This window comes from Bradyrhizobium sp. AZCC 2230, from assembly GCF_036924495.1.
GTDB classification, from domain to species: domain Bacteria; phylum Pseudomonadota; class Alphaproteobacteria; order Rhizobiales; family Xanthobacteraceae; genus Bradyrhizobium; species Bradyrhizobium rifense.
On record NZ_JAZHRS010000001.1, the window covers coordinates 7,759,165 to 7,772,748 of the forward strand.

Annotated in this window: 12 protein-coding genes; 4 read left to right on the forward strand and 8 right to left on the reverse strand. The window is 65.2% G+C overall.

All coding sequences use genetic code 11. The features are described 5' to 3' along the window. Positions 1-317 precede the first annotated feature (317 nt). Together V1280_RS37040 and V1280_RS37045 are read right to left on the reverse strand one after the other, a co-directional pair. On the reverse strand, positions 318-1,346 hold the full coding sequence (locus V1280_RS37040; RefSeq protein ID WP_334535565.1) for a YcjF family protein: 1,029 nt from the start codon (positions 1,344-1,346) through the stop codon (positions 318-320). Further along, positions 1,343-2,812, reverse strand: a complete 1,470-nt coding sequence (locus V1280_RS37045) for a YcjX family protein (protein ID WP_334535566.1) — start codon at positions 2,810-2,812, stop codon at positions 1,343-1,345. The genes V1280_RS37040 and V1280_RS37045 overlap by 4 nt, the downstream gene beginning before the upstream one ends. Before the next feature lie 181 nt (positions 2,813-2,993). Here V1280_RS37045 and trhA point away from each other — a divergent pair, with 181 nt between their 5' ends. Further along, positions 2,994-3,689 carry a PAQR family membrane homeostasis protein TrhA gene (gene trhA / locus V1280_RS37050; RefSeq protein WP_334535567.1) on the forward strand — a complete coding sequence of 232 codons (696 nt, stop codon included), beginning with the start codon at positions 2,994-2,996 and terminating at the stop codon, positions 3,687-3,689. A gap of 68 nt (positions 3,690-3,757) precedes the next feature. Next, positions 3,758-4,552, forward strand: a complete 795-nt coding sequence (locus tag V1280_RS37055) for an SDR family oxidoreductase (protein ID WP_334535568.1) — start codon at positions 3,758-3,760, stop codon at positions 4,550-4,552. A 185-nt stretch (positions 4,553-4,737) separates the two neighbouring features. On the opposite strand, the gene V1280_RS37060 is transcribed toward V1280_RS37055, so the two are convergent. Further along, the gene (locus V1280_RS37060; RefSeq protein ID WP_334535569.1) at positions 4,738-5,193 is read right to left on the reverse strand and encodes a MarR family winged helix-turn-helix transcriptional regulator; all 456 of its coding nucleotides are present in this window, start codon (positions 5,191-5,193) and stop codon (positions 4,738-4,740) included. Positions 5,194-5,280: 87 nt separating this feature from the next. Between V1280_RS37060 and V1280_RS37065 the strand changes: the two genes are divergently transcribed. Next, positions 5,281-6,057 (forward strand): SDR family NAD(P)-dependent oxidoreductase, encoded by a 777-nt coding sequence (locus V1280_RS37065; protein ID WP_334538503.1) that lies wholly within the window; start codon positions 5,281-5,283, stop codon positions 6,055-6,057. Positions 6,058-6,062: 5 nt separating this feature from the next. Here V1280_RS37065 and mdlC read toward each other — a convergent pair whose 3' ends face one another. The 4 genes from mdlC to V1280_RS37085 form a co-directional block, all read right to left on the reverse strand. After that, positions 6,063-7,685: a benzoylformate decarboxylase gene (gene mdlC, locus V1280_RS37070; protein WP_334535570.1), complete on the reverse strand. Its 1,623-nt coding sequence runs from the start codon at positions 7,683-7,685 to the stop codon at positions 6,063-6,065. A gap of 142 nt (positions 7,686-7,827) precedes the next feature. Beyond that, entirely contained in the window at positions 7,828-8,679 is an 852-nt protein-coding gene (locus tag V1280_RS37075) for an FAS1-like dehydratase domain-containing protein (protein WP_334535571.1), read from the reverse strand. 14 nt (positions 8,680-8,693) lie between these two features. Next, positions 8,694-9,794, reverse strand: a complete 1,101-nt coding sequence (locus V1280_RS37080; RefSeq protein ID WP_334535572.1) for a CaiB/BaiF CoA transferase family protein — start codon at positions 9,792-9,794, stop codon at positions 8,694-8,696. A 9-nt stretch (positions 9,795-9,803) separates the two neighbouring features. After that, a complete protein-coding gene (locus tag V1280_RS37085; protein WP_334535573.1) occupies positions 9,804-10,973 on the reverse strand; it encodes an acyl-CoA dehydrogenase family protein in 1,170 nt (389 codons plus the stop codon). A 125-nt stretch (positions 10,974-11,098) separates the two neighbouring features. Here V1280_RS37085 and V1280_RS37090 point away from each other — a divergent pair, with 125 nt between their 5' ends. Then, positions 11,099-12,019 carry a LysR substrate-binding domain-containing protein gene (locus V1280_RS37090; protein ID WP_334535574.1) on the forward strand — a complete coding sequence of 307 codons (921 nt, stop codon included), beginning with the start codon at positions 11,099-11,101 and terminating at the stop codon, positions 12,017-12,019. 276 nt (positions 12,020-12,295) lie between these two features. Here V1280_RS37090 and V1280_RS37095 read toward each other — a convergent pair whose 3' ends face one another. Beyond that, entirely contained in the window at positions 12,296-13,570 is a 1,275-nt protein-coding gene (locus tag V1280_RS37095; protein WP_334535575.1) for a cytochrome P450, read from the reverse strand. Between the last annotated feature and the right edge of the window lie 14 nt (positions 13,571-13,584).

The window sequence follows — 13,584 nt, forward strand, 5'->3', positions numbered from 1 at the left end:
CTCATGTCTCGCTTCGCTCGATCACGTGCCGACCCTCCCCCTCCAGGGCAGGGCAATCGCATATGGAGTGCACGAGGCAGCGGCATCGGCACTGGTGCTCCCTCTCCCGCTTGCGGGGGAGGGCTGGGGTGGGGGTGTCTCCGCGTCGGGATTGTCGCGGATTGCGGAGAATGTCCCTGCGTTGCGAGAGCCCTCACCCGCCACGCTCTGCGAGCGCGTCGGCCTCTCCCGCAAGCGGGAGAGGCGGAGCAAGCCCGCACAATCTTCGTAAAACCCATATGCGATTGCCCTGCCCTCCAGGGCGGGTAGGAAGAGCACTACTCCTCGTCCTCTTTTCTCCGCAGCAGATCCGTCGCGAGATCCGACAGCTTCGGCGGCGGCAGCGCTGCGAACGGCAGCGGCCTCGTGACATCGATCGCGGCCAATCCCAGCCGCGCCGTCAACAGCCCGTTGAGCATGCCTTCACCGAGCCGCTGCGACAGTTTTGCTGCAATCCCATGCCCGAGCATCTGCTGCACCAGGCTGTCGCTGGCGGCGAGACCGCCGGTGATGGCGAGATGGGCGATGACGTGGCGGAGCAGGCGGATCATGCCGAGCGCGCCGGGCCGGCCGCCATAGAGCCGGGCGAGCTGGCGGATCAGGCGCAGCGAGGCCACGAGCACGAAGAGCACGTCGAACAGTGCGCGCGGCGAAACGGCGGTGACGATCGATACCCGCTGCGCCGCCGACGACACCAATCGCCGTGCCTCCGCATCCAGCGGCGACATCAACTCGCGCTCGGCAAGCCGGATCATGTCGGCGCCGTCGATGATTTCGCCGGAATGACTTTCGAGTGCGGCACGGGCGCGGGCCAGCTGCGGGTTCTGGTGCGCGATCGCGATCAGATCCTGCACGATGGCGCGACTCTCCTTGCGATCGTCGCTGGCGAGCACCTCGGCGGCACGGCGATGCAGCTTTTCGATCGTCGCAAGCCGGGCGAGGCCAAACGCCTCGCGCCCGATCACCACCGCGAGCGCAAGCGTGGTGACGGAGGCGAGCGCAAGCCCGACGAAGCCGAGGCTTTCGCTGCGCGCAAACAGATCCTCGATCAGACGCACGACGCCGAGTCCGGTGCCGAGCAGCGTCAACCCGGCGACGCCGGACCAGAACAGCGCGCCCCAGGGAAAACCGCGCCGGGCGGTGCGCGCCGTTTCGATCGGCACCGGTAATGTCGCCGGATCGGGCTCCGGCGTGATCTGGATGGTGGCGCGGCCGAGCCGGCTCGTTTCGTCGGCGTCGGTGACGACGACGCCGGGATCGTCCAGCCGGAACGTCGCCGGCCGCCGCGGCTGGGATCGGTCGTTCATGCGAGCTTGTCTCCGATCAGGAACTGCAAGGCACGGTCGAGGCGGATGTGGGGCAGCGCGGGCTCTTCCGTTCCGTCGCGTTCGAGCTTTGGCGGACGGAAGCGCAGGAAGCGGAAATCGCTTGTCTCGGCGGCTTGTGTCGACAATCCGCGGAATGCATCGGTGTCGTTGAACAGCGGTTCGGGGTCCAGCGGCAGGTCGCCCGGAAAGGTCGCGACCTCCGTGTTGCCGTCAAAGAACCCGCCGCCGGCGCTTTCGCCTGCGGCCGGCGTGCCCAGGATCGAAGGCAATTTGTCGCGGCCACGGGTGACCTGAGCCTCGCGGGTGGCGCGGACGGCGGCGAGGGCCACCACGTCGATCTGTGCGCCGGTATTTTCCGCACGCGCGAGCGCCCGGGTCACCGCACGGCGCAGCACGGCCTCGAGCCGGTCGTGGCTGGAATGATGCAGATGATCTGCCTTCGTCGCCGCGAACAGGATGCGGTCGATGCGCGGCCGGAACAGGCTGGAGAGGATCGTGCTGCGGCCGATGTTGAAGCAGTCGAGAATGCCGGCCAGCGCCGCTTCGAGATCGTGCAGCGCCTCGGGGCCGGAGTTGAATGCGGACAGCGCATCCGCCAGCACGATCTGGCGATCGAGCCGGGCAAAATGATCCCTGAAGAACGGCCGCACCACGACGTCCTTGTAGGCCTCGTAGCGGCGCACCATCATCGCCCACAGCGATCCCTCCGGAGCCTGGCCACCGACGGGTACGTCGAGCGGCGCAAAAGTCAGCGCCGGCGTGTCGGCGAGACTGCCGGGCATCAGGAAGCGGCCGGGCGGCAGCAGGCTCATCGCAAACCGCTCGTCGCGGCAGGCGCGCAAATATTGGGTGAAGAGCTTTGCGGCGGTGAGCGTGGCCTGTTCGTCCTCGCGGGCTTCGGGCTTGAGCGTGGCGAGATGGGCGTGCCAGTCCGCGGCCAGATGCGCGCGCGGCGCCTCGCGCGACAGTGCCAGGCTTTCCGCCGACCATTGCTCAAAACTCTTCTGCAGCAGCGGCAGGTCGAGCAGCCATTCGCCGGGATAGTCGACGATGTCGAGCGTCAATGTGCGGTCGGCACCGTTCGGGCGCTGATAGTCGATGACGAGACGCAGCTCGCTGATATCGACGGTCGAGCTCGGCCAGCGCCGCTCCTCGATCAGTGCGCGCAGATGGCTTTCATAGGAAAAGCGCGGCACGGCGTCGTCCGGCTGCGGCGCCAGATGCGCCCGCGCGATGCGCCCCGAGGCATAGGCCTCGAACACCGGAAACCGGCCGCCGCGCGTCAGCCCATGGATCAGCGCGGTGATGAATACGGTCTTACCAGCTCGCGACAGGCCGGTGACACCAAGCCGCACCGTGGGGTTGAAGAAGTGCTCACCATAGTCAATCAGCGCCCGGGCCGACAGGCGCGCCTCTTCGACCGTATCCTGAAAACTGAATGCCATATGAACGTGATTGATCTCGGGCGGGCGGAACAGTGAAGCCGATCACAAAAGTGGCAGTTGCGCAGGGAAAATCAAGCTTCATACTTCCACCGCCTTTGTCGGCAAATCAACCGATTGAACGACGCGCCGGTTCCGAAACACACATAGAAGAAGACATTGTCCTAAGCCTTTGCGGATTGCCATGACCGTCTTCCAACTGAAACAGCTCGCCTCCCATTCCGTCCATGCCGCGGCCGACGCGGTCGGCTGGCACTACGACCGCGCCGAACTGATCGCCGACGGGATCATCCATGCGATCGGTGTCCTCGCCGGCATCGTTGCCGCGACGGTGCTGGTGGTGCTGGCAGTGCTCTACGCCGATGCTACCGACATCGTCGGCGTCTCGGTCTACGTCGCCGGCCTGCTCTCGATGCTGGTGCTGTCGGCATCCTATAATCTCTGGCCGGTCTCGCCGGTGAAATGGCTGCTGCGGCGGTTCGACCATTCGGCGATCTATCTCCTGATCGCCGCGACCTACACGCCGTTCATCCTGGAGGTGAAGGACAGCGTGTTCGCGCTGGCGCTGCTGGTCTGCGTCTGGTGTGTCGCGATCGTCGGCATCGTGCTGAAGCTTCGCTATCCCGGTCGGTTCGACCGTGCCGCCGTCGGCATCTATCTTGCGATGGGCTGGAGCGGCGTGATGCTCTATGGCCCCGTGGTCAAGGCGCTGCCCGCGCTGGCGCTGGGCTTCGTGCTGGCGGGCGGCATTCTCTACAGCCTCGGCGTGATCTTCCACGCCTGGCGGCGGCTGCGCTTCCAGAACGCGATCTGGCACGGCTTTGTCTTGGCCGGCGCGGCATGCCATTATACCGCGGTGCTCGACCTCGTGTTGAGCTGAGCAAGTTCCGCGAAACGGCATAACAAGAAGCTGTCCAAAGAGCTGTCCAAGAAAAGAGGAGACGTCGCATGCAGGTGACCGGCAAGGTCGTGGTCGTCACGGGCGGCGCCAACGGCATCGGCAAGGCGCTGTGCGAGGCCTTTCACAAGGCGGGCGCCGCCAAGGTCGTGGTCGCGGACATGGATGCCGCCAACGCAAGAGCCGTCGCTGCCACGGTGGACGGCGCAGCGTTCAGATGCGACGTCGCGCAAGAAAAAGAGATTGCCCACGTCATCGATGAGACCGAGCGGCAGTTCGGTCCGATCGCGTTGTTCTGCTCCAATGCCGGCATCGGCGGCGGCTTCGATCCGATGTCGGTCAATGCCGGCGGCGCCTCCGATGAACCGTGGCAGCGCAGCTGGGCGATCCACGTGATGGCGCATGTCTACGCGGCGCGGCATCTCATTCCCCGCATGAAGACGCGCGGCGGCGGCTATTTCCTCAACACCATCTCGGCGGCGGGCCTGCTGTCGCAGGTCGGCAGCCCGGCCTATTCCACCACCAAGCACGCCGCGGTCGGCTTTGCCGAGAATCTCGCGATCTCGCACAAGGCTGACAATATCAAGGTCTCGATCCTCTGCCCGCAGGGCGTCGACACCAACATGCTGCGCTCGATCCCCAAAGGCCCGCAATCCGGCGACGGCGACCTCACGCCCGAGCAAGTCGCCAAAGACGTGCTCGCCGGCCTCGAGCAGGAAACCTTCCTGATCCTGCCGCATCCCCAGGTGCTCGGCTACATGCGCAAGAAGACCGAGAATTACGACCGCTGGATCGGCGGCATGGCCAAGATCCAGGCCAAGATGCGGGAGGAGTTTGGGAAGTAGGGGTGTGCTTGACGGCATGCTCGCACCAAACAAGCGGTGTCGTCCCGGCGAACGCCGGGACCCATAACCCCAGGGAGAAGTTTGGCGAAGACCGCCAGTTACTCTTCCCCACGGTACTGATACCTGCGCTTCATCGATGGATCACGCGGTATGGGTCCCCGCGTTCGCGTAGACGACACCTGTGGTTAAGCCGCCGCCTCATCCTCCACCCGGCTCTCCCGCAACGCCCGCGCATAGAGCATCATGCCGTCGCGCACTTTGCGCTGCTCGGCCTCCGTCAACGCCGCCAGCGCGCCGCGCACCTGCTGGCGGCCGAATGCATGCAGCGCCTCCAGCGTGCGCCGGCCCTTCGCGGTCAGCGACAGCAGCTTGATGCGTGCATCAAGCTCATCCGGCGTTTCCCGCAGCTCGCCGCAATCGATCAGCTTGCGCACCATGCGGCTGACGCTGGATTTCTCCAGCCGCAGGAAATCGCCGAGCTCGCCTGAAGTCAGCGGGCCGCGGATGCCGATCTCCAAAATCGTGTGCACGGCCGAGGGCGGGTAGTCCGAGGCCGCCACCGTCGCATCCATGAAGCCGAGCTCGCGCACCATCAGGCGCGAGGCGGCGCGGATGTCGTCGATCAGCGCGAGTTCGGCCATCTTGACTCCCCGCATATAGTTGTACCATACAACTATATGCGCGCAACGGCGCGCGCAAGCGTTTTGGAGTGGGCCATGAGCCGTATCATGAGCGGAACTTTGCCAACCGGTGAGCGGATGCGGGGCAAGGTTTGCCTCGTCACGGGCGGTGGCAGCGGCATCGGCCGCGCCACAGCGCTGCGGATGGCGGCCGAGGGCGCCGCGGCGGTTGTTGTCGCAGGCCGGCGCGAGGCCGAGATCGAGGCTACCGCCGCAGCGTGCCGCGAGCTCGGCGCGGAGGCGATCGCTGTTCAAACCGATATCACGCGAGAGGACGACGTCGAGCGTCTGGTCCGCACCGCCATTGAACGCTGCGGCCGTCTCGACGTCGCCTTCAACAATGCCGGCTTTCAGGAGCGCCGTGCGCCGCTGGAGCAGCAGGGCATGGAGATCTACGACAGCGTGTTCGATACCAATGTCCGCGCGCTGTTTCTCTGCCTGCGCCATCAACTGCCCGCGATGCTGGCTAATGGTGGCGGCAGTATCGTGGTCAATGCCTCCGTCAGCGGCGTGCGCAATCCCAATCCCGGCTTCTCGCTCTACTCGGCCTCGAAGGCGGCCGCGATCTCGCTGACACGTTCGGCGGCGATGGAGAACGCCCCGCGCGGTATCCGCATCAACGCGGTCGCGCCGGGCCGTGTTATCACCGACATGATGCTCAGCGCCGGCGTCGGCGATGTCGCAACCGTCGGCGCCGGCCTGCCGTTGCGGCGCATGGGCACGCCTGAGGAGGTGGCGGAGGCCGTGGTGTGGCTATCGTCGGATGCGTCGTCGTATGTGGTCGGCCACGTGCTGGCAGCAGACGGGGGATTTTTGGCGGCGTAGCCGCGTCAATGCTTCTGCCCGTACAGCACCGGCACGGCCGAATCCACGACGACCTCCACAAGGCTGGTGCCCTCGTGCGCCATTCCGCGCTTGAGCGCCTCACCGAGCTCCGCCGCCTTGGTGACCCGCACCGCGTGACATCCCATGCCTTCGGCGAGCCGGACGAAATCGATTCCCGGCAGCTCCAGCCCCGGCACGTTGCGCACCTGCATCACCTGGCTGAACGAGCGCATCGCGCCGTAACCGGAATTGTTGATGACGACGATGGTGAGCGGCAGCTTGCGTTGCGCAGCGGTCCACAGTGCCTGGATCGAATACATCGCCGAGCCGTCGCCGATCAGGCACACCGTGCGGGTCTTCGGCTTGCCGAGCGCCATGCCGACGGCGGCGGGCAGCGAATAGCCGAGGCCGCCGCTTGCCATCGTGTAAAAACTGTCCTGGCCGCGCATCGGCAGGAATTTTTGCATCGCCGGCCGGTGCGAGGGCACTTCCTCGACCAGCGAGCTACCATCCGGCATCGCCTGCGACAGCGAATGCAGCAGGAATTCGACCGGCAGCGGATCGGCAGCCTGCGGCGCCGGCGGCAGCGTGCGGCCCTTTGGCGTGGCGCGCTTGCTCTCGGGCAGGAGGTCCAGCAGTGCGCTCAGCGCGGGCTTCATCGTCGCGATGATGCTGGTGCCGACCGGCGTCACCGCGGCCGCATCCGGATCATCGGTGATCTGGAAGATCGTCGCGCCGCCATCGAAAATCGCGGCATGGCCCTCGACGTGGAAGGTGAACACGGGCGCGCCAATGACGACGACAACATCGTGCTCGCGCAGTGCGTCGGAGAGTTGCGCCGGTGAGGCATGCAGAAAGCCCGCGAATTGCGGATGCTGCTCGGGAAACGAGCAGCGCGCCGAGAACGGGCTGACCCAGACGCTCGCCTTCGTCTTCTCGGCGACGCGCACCATCAGATCGACCGCACCCGCGCGGTCGACGCCGGGACCGACGACGAGGGCAGGGTGCTTTGCAGAGCCGAGCGCCGCGACCAGCGCCTTCATCGCTTCAGGCTCGGGCCCGATCTCGCGGCTGATCTTGCGCGCTTCGATCGGTGCTGTCGCATGCGTCCAGTCGTCGATCGGGATCGACACGAAGGTCGGCCCGCAGGGCGCCTGCATGGCTGTGTAATAGGCGCGCGCGATCGCGGCCGGAACGTCCTCGGGCCGCGCCGGCTCGACGCTGTATTTCACATAGGGCCGCGGAAACTCGGAGGCCCGCTCGGCGTAGAGAAACGCCTGCAACGGCAGGATAGAGCGCGCCTGCTGGCCGGCCGTGATCACAAGCGGCGTCTGGTTGCGATGCGCGGTGTAGATATTGCCGAGCGCGTTGCCGACGCCGGCCGCCGAATGCAGATTGACGAAGCCGGCATTGCGCGTCGCCTGCGCATAACCGTCGGCCATGCCGACGGCGGAGGCCTCCTGCAGCGCCAGCACATAGTCGATGTCGTCCGGCCAGTCGCTCAGGAACGGCAGCTCGGTCGAGCCGGGATTGCCGAACACACGCTTGATGCCGAAAGAGCGCAGCAGGTCGAGCGTCGCCTGCTTGACGGTGACGGACTTGCTGCCGGTCTTGCCGTTCTTGGACATTGGTTTCCGTCCCCTGTTGTTGATTGGCGCGCTAGCAACCCCACCCGTCATTGCGAGCGAAGCGAAGCAATCCAGAAACTTTCCGCGGAGGCAGTCTGGATTGCTTCGTCGCTTCGCCCCTCGCAATGACGAGGAGAGAGGCTCACCACACCGCCGTCCCCTTCATCGTCGGCTGTCCCTCCGCATTCGCGGTCCACAGCGCCATGCCATCAGCGGTCTCATTGGCATTGATCGAAAACTCGCTGCCCTCGAACAGCGGCTGCAGCCCGCGGTACGAAAACGTCTTCGGCGGCTTGCCGCTGCGCAGCTTCGCCGCCATCTCGACGATGAGCGCGGCCTGCAAGGGCCCGTGGAAGATCAGGCCCGGATAGCCCTCGACCTTGGTGACGTAGTCGCGGTCGTAGTGGATGCGGTGGCCGTTGAAGGTCAGCGCGGAATAGCGAAACAGCAGCACGGGATCGGAGACATGGGTTTCGCGGTGTTGCGCCTTCGGCGGCGGAGGCGGAGCCTTCGTGGACGCCGACGCGCTGCTGGTCACCTCGCGATAGACGATGTCCTGCCGCTCGCGGATGGCGACGCCGCGCGGTGATGTGACGGTATGCTCGACCGAGACGAAGCACAGCGTGCCGGTCGAGCCGGTCTTCACCTGCACATCGGCAATGCGCGAGGTCCGCGTCGATTCATCGCCGACGCGCAAGGGCTGCAGGAATTCGATCTCGCCGCCGGCCCACATCCGGCGCGGCAGCGGCACCGGCGGCAGGAAGCCGCCGCGGGTCGGGTGGCCGTCGGGCCCGAGCATCGACATCGGAAACACCGGCTGCGCCAGGCACCAATGCACCGTGAACGGCGCAGCATCACCCGTTTTGGGGTCGCCGACCTCCTGGAACAGCGTCGCGCGCAGGCCTCTGACGAGCTGTGCGGTGACGACGTCGGTCGCCTCTTCGCTGCGGCCGATCCATTGCCGCAAATGATCGATGTCGAGCTTTTCGGTCATGACGCCTCGCTCTGTTACTTCCTGGATGGATTTTCGCCGATCGCCGGCACCGCGCCGTACGCGCGGGTCTCGCCGACGATGATCGGCGCCGGCGCGGGATAGCTGACGCGGCCGTTCGGCGTATCCACCTCGATGCGGCGCAGATGCGGATGGTTGGCGAGGTCGGCCATGGTGTTGACCTCGGCAAAGGCGATGTCGGCATCTGACAGCCGCTTCAACAGCTCGTCGCGCGTCATCCTGCCAAAGATATCCGCGACCGTCGTGTCGGTGAAATCGCGATTGCGCACGCGCTCCACCATGTTGGCGACGCGGGGGTCGGCGGGCAGGTTGGGCTGGTCCAGCACTTCGGCGCAGAGCGTCTTCCATTCGCGCTCGCTCTGGATCGAGATCAGAATGTCCTTGCCGTCCTTCGAGGTGAACACGCCGTAGGGCGCGATCGAGGGATGGCGCAGCCCCATGCGCTTGGGCGGATTGCCGGCCTCCGCGTTGAGCAGCGGCACGGTGCACCAGTCCGCCATCACGTCGAACATGGAGATGCGGATGTCGGCACCCCTGCCGGTGCGCCCGCGTGCGATCAGCGCTTCCAGGATCGCCGCGTGCGCGGTAGCGCCGGTCGCAACGTCGACGATCGACATGCCAACGCGCGAAGCGCCGTCGGGATTGCCGGTGATCGAGGCAAGGCCACTCTCGGCCTGGATCAAGAGATCATAGGCCTTGCGATGCGCATAGGGCCCCTCGTCGCCATAGCCGGTGATGGTGCACGAGATCAGTTTTGGATAGTCCTTGAGCAATCGCTCGCGGGAGAAGCCGAGCTTGTCCATCGAGCCCGGCTTGAGGTTCTGCACCAGCACGTCGGCGCTCGCGATCAGCTTTTCAAGTTCAGTGCGTCCCTCCTTGGTGGCGAGATCGACCACCGCCGATTGCTTGCCGCGGTTGAGCCACACAAAATAGCTGCTCTGGCCCTTGGCCGCCGCGTCATAGCCGCGGGCGAAATCGCCTTCGGGCCGCTCGATCTTGATCACCTCGGCGCCGGCGTCCGCCAGGCGCGACGAGCAGAAGGGCGCCGCCACCGCCTGCTCGACCGCAATCACCCTGATCCCGTCAAGAGCTCCCATATTGCGACCTCAGTACGAGCGGGGCATGCCGAGCACATGCTCGGCGATAAAGGACAGCACGAGGTTGGTCGAGATCGGCGCGACCTGATACAGCCGCGTCTCGCGGAATTTGCGCTCGACGTCGTATTCCTCGGCGAAGCCGAAGCCGCCATGGGTCTGGATGCAGGCATTCGCCGCTTCCCAGGACGCATCCGCCGCCAGCATCTTGGCCATGTTGGCCTCCGCGCCGCAGTCGAGCCCGGCCTCATATTTGCGCGTCGCTTCCTTCACCATCAACTCAGCCGCGCGCATCGAGGCATAGGCCTTCGCGATCGGGAACTGAATGCCCTGGTTCTGGCCGATCGGCCGGCCGAACACCGTGCGCTCCTTGGCGTAGTTGGTGGCCTTGGCAATGAACCACTTTGCGTCGCCGACGCATTCGGCCGCGATCAGAATGCGCTCGGCATTCATGCCGGAGAGGATGTAGCGAAAGCCCTTGCCTTCCTCGCCGATCAAATTCTCCGCCGGCACCTTCATGTCGGTAAAAAACACTTCGGTGGTGGCGTGGTTCATCATGGTGCGGATCGGGCGGATCTCGAGGCCGTTGTTCTTGGCCTCGCGCATGTCGACGATGAACACGGAGAGACCATCGGTGCGCTTCTTGGCCTGCTCCTTCGGCGTGGTGCGCGCCAGCAGCACCATCAGGTCGGAATGCTCGGCGCGGCTGGTCCAGATTTTCTGGCCGTTGACGATGTAGCTGTCGTTGCCTTCCTTGCGCGCAAAGGTTTTCAGCGAGGAGGTGTCGGTGCCGCTGGTTGGCTCGGTGACGCCGAACGCCTGCAGCCGCAATTCGCCGCTGGCGATCTTCGGCAGATATTTTGCCTTCTGCTCGTCATTGCCATGCCGGAGCACGGTGCCCATCGTGTACATCTGGGCGTGACAGCCGCCGCCGTTGCAGCCCGCACGCTGGATCTCTTCGAGGATCGCAGCCGCTGCCGAAAGCTTCAGGCCCGCGCCGCCATATTCCTCGGGGATCAGCACCGAGAGGTAACCGGCCTGCGTCAGCGCGTCGACGAAAGCCTTGGGGTAAGCCATCTCGCGATCGAGCTTGCGCCAGTATTCGCCGGGAAACTGCGCGCAGAGCTTTGCGACGGCTTCGCGGATGTCGGCGTAATCTTCGCTGTGGTGGTCTTCACTCATGGCGTTTCCCGTTCGTAGCGGCAGTTAAGATAACGCCGGCCAACCCTCTGGCGTTGTGAAAACAACGCCATCCCCCTATGCTCATTTGCTATAGCGTATGGAGTAGCCTTCCAGGATTGGCAAGCATGGATTTCCGGCAGCTCAGGACCTTCAGTTGCGTGGCGGAGCTCGGGAGCCTGAGCAAAGCGTCCGACACGTTGCGCGTGGCGCAGCCGGCGCTGAGCCGGCAGATCAAGCTCTTGGAGCACGAGTTGCGCGTCGAATTGTTCACGCGCAACGGCCGCGGCATGGTGCTGACTGAAGCGGGGCGCCTGTTGCTGGCGCGCACCTCCGGCATCGTGCGGCAGATCGACCAGATTCGCGACGACATCCAGTCCGCCAAGGGGCCGCCGTCGGGCCAGGTCGTGCTCGGCCTGGTTCCGACCGTGAGCTGCGTGCTGTCGGCGCGCTTCGCGCGGCGCTGCGTCGAAAAATATCCCGGCATCTCGCTGCGCATCGTCGAAAGCTACAGCGGCCATATCGTCGAATGGCTGCATCGCGGCGAGATGGATCTCGCTATCCTGTACGGCCGCTCGGCCGACCTGCATCTCAATGTGCAGAGTCTCGGCCGCGACAACATCGTCGCAGTCGGCCCGCGCGGTTGCGGTCTCGCGCGCAAGAAGAACGTCGATATCGGCTGGCTGCTGCGGCAGCGGCTGGTGCTGCCCAGTCATTCGCACGGCCTCCGTGCGCTGATCGAGCACGCGGCCGCGCAGCGCAAGATCAAGCTCAACGTCCAGCTGGAAGCGGATTCGTTCCGCGTGCTGACCAGCCTGGTCGAGGAAGGCCTCGGCTTCGCGCTGCTGCCGCCATCCTCGGTCCACGCCGAGGTCGCGGACGGACGGCTGGAAACCGCTGCCGTCTCCAAGCCGATGTCACGCGAGCTCATTTTCGCCTCTCCGATCGACCGCCCGGCCTCGACGGCCTCGCTGGCCGTCACCGCGCTGTTGCGCGACGAGGTTGCCGCCTGCCGCAAGGAAGGCGTGTGGGACATCAAATTGAGTTAGGTGGGTGTCGTAGACCAGTCAGGCGCCGTGCGGTCTTCGCATCTGGCGCGACCTGTCATGCCGAAATTCTATAGCTGACCGCCCCATACTCCGCTGTCATCGCCCGCCTTGTGCGCAATTGCGCACTGGAGCGGGCGATCCAGTATTCCAGAGACGGCAGTGATAGAACCGAGAAGCCGCGGCGTACTGGATGCCCCGCTTTCGCGGGGCATGACAGCGGAGATTGGGGATCCGGCTTACCTTAAGAGCTCCTCGCAATGACGGAGGATGGAGCCGTTACCCCGGTATCCTCACCGGCAGCGACTCATATCCCTTGATAAAACTCGAATAGATCCGCTTCGGCTCACCGACCACCTCGATGCGGTCGAATCGTTTCAGCATCTCCTCCCAGACGATCTTGAGCTGGAGCTCGGCAAGCCGCATCCCGACGCAGCGGTGGATGCCGAAGCCGAAGGAGAGATGCGTGCGCGGCCGGGCGCGGTCGATGATGAATTCCTCGGGGCGCTCGATCATTTCTTCGTCGCGGTTGCCCGAGACGTACCACATTACGACGCGGTCGCCCTTCTTGATGTGCTTGCCGTTGATCTCGGTGTCGGCAAGCGCGGTGCGGCGCATATGCGCCAGCGGGGTCTGCCAGCGGATCACTTCCGGCACCATGGTATCGATCAGCGCCGGATTGGCGCGGAGCTTGTCGTACTGCTCGGGATTCTCGTTCAGCGCCAGCACCGAGCCAGTCATGGTGTTGCGCGTGGTGTCGTTGCCGCCGACGATGAGCAGGATGATGTTGCCCATGAGGTTGTCGGGGTCCATGAAGCGCGTGGCGTCGCTGTGCGCCATCAGCGACAGCAAGTCGTTGCGCGGCGCCGAGTTGACGCGCTCGTTCCACAGCTTCGACATGTAGGCGTAGCACTCGTCCATCTCGCGGCGGCGCTCTTCGGCGGATTCGACGATACCGCTCTTGGGCAGCGCGGTCGCGACGTCCGACCAGCGCGTCAGCTTGCGCCGCTCCTCCCAGGGGAAGTCGAACAGGGTCGCCAGCATCTGCGTCGTCAGCTCGATCGAGACGCGCTCGACGAAATTGAAGGTCTCGTTGCGTGGCAAATTGTCGAGCACGGTCTGCGAGCGCTGGCGGATCAGCTTTGCGAGCTCGTCCAGATGCGTCGGCGTGAACATCGGCGACACCGTCTTGCGCTGCGACGAGTGCTTGGGCTGGTCCATCGCGATGAAGCTCGGCCAGTCATAGCCCTCGGGCACGTCACGGATCCCGATGCCGCCGAGCGTCGAGTCCGAGGAGAACAGGCCGTGATTGGTGTCGACATGCATGATGTCGTTGTATTTCACCACCGACCAGTACGGCTCGATCGGCGCGTTGGTGCAGTAATGCACCGGCTCTTCCTTGCGCAGCCGCTCGAACCACGGCCACAGGGTGTCGTCCTGGAACAGCCTGGGCGCGCCCGGATGAAAATTCTTCAGCGGCGTCGCATAGGCTTCCTCGCGCGCGCGCCGCATGCGTTCGGCCTTGTCGGCCTTGACCGGGGTCTGAATGTTCATGGGCAGTCGCTCCC